Raw genomic sequence first — 5,781 nt, 5'->3', positions numbered from 1 at the left:
TAAGTCTTGCCCGGACGTTGTCCGACGATTACGTTGAAACCATTATCACGCAGGTTACATGCCTGTCCGGGTCCCTGAACACCATAACCGATAACTGCAATTGTTTCATCTTTTAAAATCTCACGTGCTTTTTCCAAAGGAAATTCTTCACGGGTCATCACATTCTCGATAACACCACCAAAGTTTAATTGTGCCATTTTCTTTTTTCGTTTTTAGTTTGGCTGCCCAGGCAGCCGGTTATTAATTAAATTGATTATTTCTCGTATTTATTATGTAATAAATGAAGTTTAAGCTTTACAACAGGTCTATTTTACCTACCACCTCCCCCTACGGGTACTCCTCTTCCCAGGAAGAGGAGAATTAGGTTAGTACAGAAATGTCATTTCTCTGTAAATACTATTTTCGAGCGGCAAACAACTTCGTCACCATTCTTTTTCACTTCAATATCAAAAACTCCGTCCTCCGGTTCATCCTTAAAGAAAGTAAGTTCATCACCGTAGTAACTTTCGGCCACATACGCCATTTCAAACCGGCGGATACGCTTTTCTTTGTACATCTCTATCGGAAACAAATCCATAATATGCTCAATGTAGCGTATGCTGTTCACATGGCCGTTGATATCAATATCACTATATTTGGCTTTCAGAGCTTCTGCCTGTTCAGCAGAATTCACCTTTATGCGTGATGGCTTCCCTATCGGACAAGGTTCATCGCATACATAGTCCACGATACTGCCTCCGTGCAATGCCAGCAGATCAGCAGGCTTACGGGTATTGAGGCTGATCATCGCCCATACGGAACGTGCATAACCTATCTTCCGTCCGTCCTTATCGAGCAAAGCAAAATTACGGTCGGTAAAGAGGCGGTACACATTTTCCACCCAGGTGCAGATGGTGAAGTCCTCATATTGATAAGGCATTTCATCCAACTCAATAGCAAGACGGGAAAGTACCCATGTATAGTTATCTTCATTCAACTCGGCAATACCAAATCCCCGGTCGCTGGCATGGAAACCGGCGCAATTCAGCAAATGGTTACCCAATACACCCATAGTAAGCCGCCCGGTAAAGTCCACATGGAAAGGTTCAGCAACAAACTTATATTTTCCTATCTTACTATTTTCACTCATAGTCCTGCTCCCTTTCTTTTTTCAGACGATATTTTTCCTCACGACCGGCAAGATATTCATTCACCCGTTCAAAGCAACTGGTAGTGATAGCCACGCGCCCCGAACGCACAAATTGAAGCACGCAGTCAAGGATACTCAATTCGTCATAAAGACTGGTAATTTCCTCACTTATACCATTCTTTTCCACAATGGCAAAGACAGCATTCACTTCCACAATACGCGCATTGTGTTTGCGAATTACTTTCGAAACTTCCGGTTTCTCTTCCAGGACAGGAGTAATTATCTTATAAAGCGCTATCTCATGCTGATAAATCTCGCTATCCGTGAAATAATTCGCTTGCAGTACATCAATTTTCTTACTGATTTGCTTTGTTACCTTTTCTATGGTATCCTTATCCGTCCATGCGGTAATGGTGTACTTATGTACTCCTTTAATGGATGACGCCGACACATTCAGGCTTTCGATATTGATTTGACGACGCGTAAACACAGCCGTTACCTGATTCAGCAAACCGGCAAAATTCTCCGAATGAACAATTATCGTATATAATGTTTTATCACTCATAACTTTTTGATTTATGATTTAACATTTAACATTCCAGCAACATCTGGTTTACCGAACCTCCCGGAGGAGTCATCGGCAACACATTACCTTCTTCTATCACACATGCTTCCAGCAGGAACGGTCCATCTGTCGAGATCATTTCCTCTATCGCTCCTTTCAAGTCTTCACGCGCCATAACGCGACGGGAAGGTATTTCATAGGCGGAAGCTATCTTCATATAATCCGGGTTCAGCATCGGAGTGAACGAATAGCGACGGTTGAAAAACATTGCCTGCCACTGACGTACATTGCCCAAGAAATTATTATTCAGCAAAATCATCTTGACGGGCGCCTTTTGTTCCATAATGGTTCCCAACTCCTGAATGTTCATTTGCAAACCGCCGTCACCCATAAATACACATACCGTACGGTCGGGGCGACCGAAAGTAGCGCCAATAGCAGCCGGTAGTCCAAAACCCATTGTTCCCAGCCCACCGGTAGTAACAATGCTACGCTCCTTGCTATATTTAAAATAGCGCGCCGACATCAGTTGGTTCTGCCCAACATCGGTCACTAATATAGCCTCATTATTTGTAGCTTCACTCACCGCACGGATAACCTCGCCCATGCTCAGTGATTTACCTGTCGGATGCAATTCCGGACGGATCACTTTTTCTTCCTCCAATTTCTCGTAAGTCAGAAAACTATCCAGCCAATCCTGATGAACAGCCGGCTTCAGAAGCGCCGTAACGGCGGCAAGCGTTTCCTTACAATCTCCCAAAACGGCAATATCAACTTTTACATTCTTATTAATCTCAGCAGGATCAATGTCAAAGTGAATGATTTTCGCTTGTTTGGCATAAGTATCCAATTTGCCGGTTACACGGTCGTCGAAACGCATACCCACCCCAATAAGCACGTCACACTTATTTGTATTGATATTCGGGCCGAGGTTGCCATGCATACCCAACATACCTTTATTTAAAGGATGCGCAGTCGGCAAAGCCGAGAGTCCCAACAGAGTACAACCGGCAGGCATCCCGGCTTTCTCAATGAAAGCGCGAAGTTCCTGCTGCGCATTACCCAGTTCCACCCCCTGTCCTACTAAAACCAGCGGACATTCGGCATTATTAATCAGTTCGGCAGCCTGACGCACTGCGTCTTCATCCATCTCGGGAACAGGAAGATAGCTACGAATATAATCCAACTTCGCAGGAGCATATTCCACCTTTTCCACCTGGGCATTCTTGGCAAAGTCCAACACTACAGGACCGGGACGACCGCTTTCGGCAATATAAAAAGCACGAGCCACGGCCCACGATATATCTTCAGCGCTACGAATCTGGTAACTCCATTTAGTAATAGGTTGCGTAATGCCCACCAAGTCAACTTCCTGAAAAGCATCCGTACCCAGAAAACCCGTGCCTACCTGTCCTGCTATAACAACCATAGGTGTGCTGTCTATCATAGCGTCAGCGATACCTGTTATAGTGTTCGTTGCACCGGGACCGCTGGTTACCAGGCAAACACCAACTTCGCCCGATACGCGGGCAAAACCTTGCGCCGCATGGGCAGCACCCTGTTCATGCCGAACCAAAATATGGTTCAATGTCTCCCGATGATCATATAAGGCGTCAAATACCGGCATTATAGAACCGCCGGGATATCCGAAAATAGTCTTTACTCCCTGATGTTCCAGGGAACGCATCAATGCTTCAGCGCCTGTTATTATATTCTTCATGTTTATTATATGTCTTAAGGAGGCTATGCCCAAAGTAAAGTAGACTATTAAAAAGATATTTTCATCCGCAGATGACACAGATTACGCAGATTTATTTAAAACAGAATCTGTGTTATCTGTGTCATCTGCGGATGAAAAATAGTAATTTTAAACTTTTGCCACGGCTTCCTAAAATATTTATTAATTAATCTATTAATCTCACAGCTCCCTTATCCGCCGAGCTTACCATACTTGCGTATGCCTTCAAGCTCTTTGATACTTCGCGTTGACGGGTCACGGGTGTCATAGGACGGGCAGTTAGTTCTTCATCCGTCAGCCTGACGTTGATGGAACGTTCAGGGATATTGATTTCAATGATATCACCATCCTGTACTTTACCGATATTACCTCCGGCAGCCGCTTCGGGAGAAACGTGTCCGATACTCAAGCCCGATGTGCCGCCACTGAAACGTCCGTCCGTAACCAATGCGCATTCCTTGCCCAAGTGGCGTGACTTGATGTAAGAAGTAGGATAAAGCATCTCTTGCATACCCGGTCCTCCCTTCGGGCCTTCATGAGTGATAACGACGACATCACCACTGACAACCTTTCCGCCGAGAATACCATCACAGGCAGCTTCCTGCGAGTCAAACACTTTGGCTGTACCTGCAAACTTCCAGATACTTTCGTCCACACCGGCGGTTTTTACTACACAACCGTTCAGGGCTATATTACCTTTCAACACTGCCAGACCGCCATCCTTACTATAAGCATGTTCCAAATCACGTATGCATCCGCCGGCACGGTCAGCGTCCGGTTCCTTATAATAAACCTCTTGTGAACCCAATACCAGATTGAACTTTCCGGCAGCCGCACTTTTGTATTTCTTGAGGGCTTCTTCACATACATTCGGGCTTGTGACGTCGTACTTATCAGTCACTTCCGCCAATGTCATACCGTCCACGCGCTTCACGTTCGTATCGACTAAGCCGCCTTTGGCAAGCTCGCTCATAATAGCGATGATGCCTCCGGCACGATTTACATCTTGAATATGATACTTCTGGGTATTTGGAGCAACCTTACACAGACAAGGGGTCTTACGTGATAACGCATCAATGTCATCCATACTGAAATCAACTTCCGCCTCGTGTGCCACAGCTAAAAGATGAAGCACCGTATTGGTTGAACCTCCCATCGCAATATCCAGCGTCATGGCATTCAGGAAAGCCTGACGGGTAGCAATGCTGCGGGGGAGCACACTTTCGTCCCCATCTTCGTAATATTTATATGTATTCTCAACAATCAGTTTGGCGGCATCTTTGAAGAGTTGCGTACGGTTAGCATGAGTGGCCACAATCGTGCCGTTACCCGGTAATGCCAAACCGATAGCTTCGTTCAGACAGTTCATTGAATTAGCGGTGAACATACCCGAACAGCAACCGCAGGAGGGACAGGCATGTTGTTCAATACTTGCCACATCAGCGTCGCTTACGCTCTCATCTGCCGATTTAATCATGGCGTCAATCAAATCAAGGTGTTGTCCATTCCACTCGCCTGCTTCCATCGGTCCGCCGGAAACGAATACCGCAGGTATATTGAGACGCATGGCAGCCATCAGCATACCCGGAGTAATTTTATCACAATTACTGATACAGACCATCGCGTCCGCCTTATGCGCATTCACCATATATTCTACGCTGTCGGCAATGATGTCACGCGAAGGCAGTGAATAGAGCATTCCGTCGTGTCCCATAGCAATGCCATCGTCAATGGCGATTGTGTTGAACTCGGCTGCAAAGCATCCCAGTTTCTCAATTTCCTTCTTTACCAACTGGCCGATTTCATGCAGGTGCACATGACCGGGAACAAATTGCGTAAACGAGTTTACTATTGCAATAATGGGTTTCCCAAATTGCTCTTTTTTCATGCCGTTTGCCATCCATAACGCACGGGCTCCTGCCATGCGACGACCTTGGGTACTGAGTGAACTGCGTAACTGGTGTTTCATTTTCCAAATCTTCTTTTAATTAAAAAGCCTTCCTCACATATTGTGAGAAAGGCTCCAAAACTTATATCTTACTATACGAATACATACACAACCTTTCTCACGATCTTGATGCCACCACCACGACGCGAATAATATGCAGGACTGCCAGGTTAATAGATGTATGTAGGTTCATAACTTAATTGACTTTACTGTTCTTGTTATTTATGCCGCAAAGGTAAAGGCTTTTTTATAAACTGCAAACAATTTGAAGAAAAAAATGATAAAAATATGATTAATCGTAAGAAAATGCCTGTTTAAAGTCCTTTTTTATCACTTAAGCAGCTGTTCATAATTAGTTCATACTACGAATGATAGTATAGCGAAACGGAATCTCAATCCGG

4 protein-coding genes and 1 pseudogene are annotated in these 5,781 nt (G+C 45.0%); all 5 read right to left on the bottom strand.

Going from position 1 to position 5,781, the window contains the following annotated elements; all coding sequences use genetic code 11:
• Window positions 1-197: pseudogene (locus tag B2Z67_RS00035) on the bottom strand (ketol-acid reductoisomerase); the annotation flags it as partial.
• 182 nt (window positions 198-379) lie between these two features.
• Complete coding sequence (locus B2Z67_RS00030) at window positions 380-1,129, bottom strand: acyl-[acyl-carrier-protein] thioesterase (protein ID WP_291527764.1); 750 nt, start codon at window positions 1,127-1,129, stop codon at window positions 380-382.
• Window positions 1,122-1,694, bottom strand: coding sequence for an acetolactate synthase small subunit (ilvN, locus tag B2Z67_RS00025; protein ID WP_291527763.1), 573 nt, complete (start codon window positions 1,692-1,694; stop codon window positions 1,122-1,124). Before ilvN ends, B2Z67_RS00030 begins: the two co-directional genes overlap by 8 nt.
• 25 nt (window positions 1,695-1,719) lie before the next feature.
• Entirely contained in the window at window positions 1,720-3,414 is a 1,695-nt protein-coding gene (ilvB, locus tag B2Z67_RS00020) for a biosynthetic-type acetolactate synthase large subunit (RefSeq protein WP_291527762.1), read from the bottom strand.
• A 184-nt stretch (window positions 3,415-3,598) separates the two neighbouring features.
• The gene (gene ilvD, locus B2Z67_RS00015; RefSeq protein ID WP_291527761.1) at window positions 3,599-5,401 is read right to left on the bottom strand and encodes a dihydroxy-acid dehydratase; all 1,803 of its coding nucleotides are present in this window, start codon (window positions 5,399-5,401) and stop codon (window positions 3,599-3,601) included.
• Between the last annotated feature and the right edge of the window lie 380 nt (window positions 5,402-5,781).

The sequence above is a fragment of the Bacteroides sp. UBA939 genome, from assembly GCF_002293435.1.
Lineage (GTDB): Bacteria > Bacteroidota > Bacteroidia > Bacteroidales > Bacteroidaceae > Bacteroides.
This window is presented reverse-complemented; position numbering and strand designations above follow the sequence as displayed.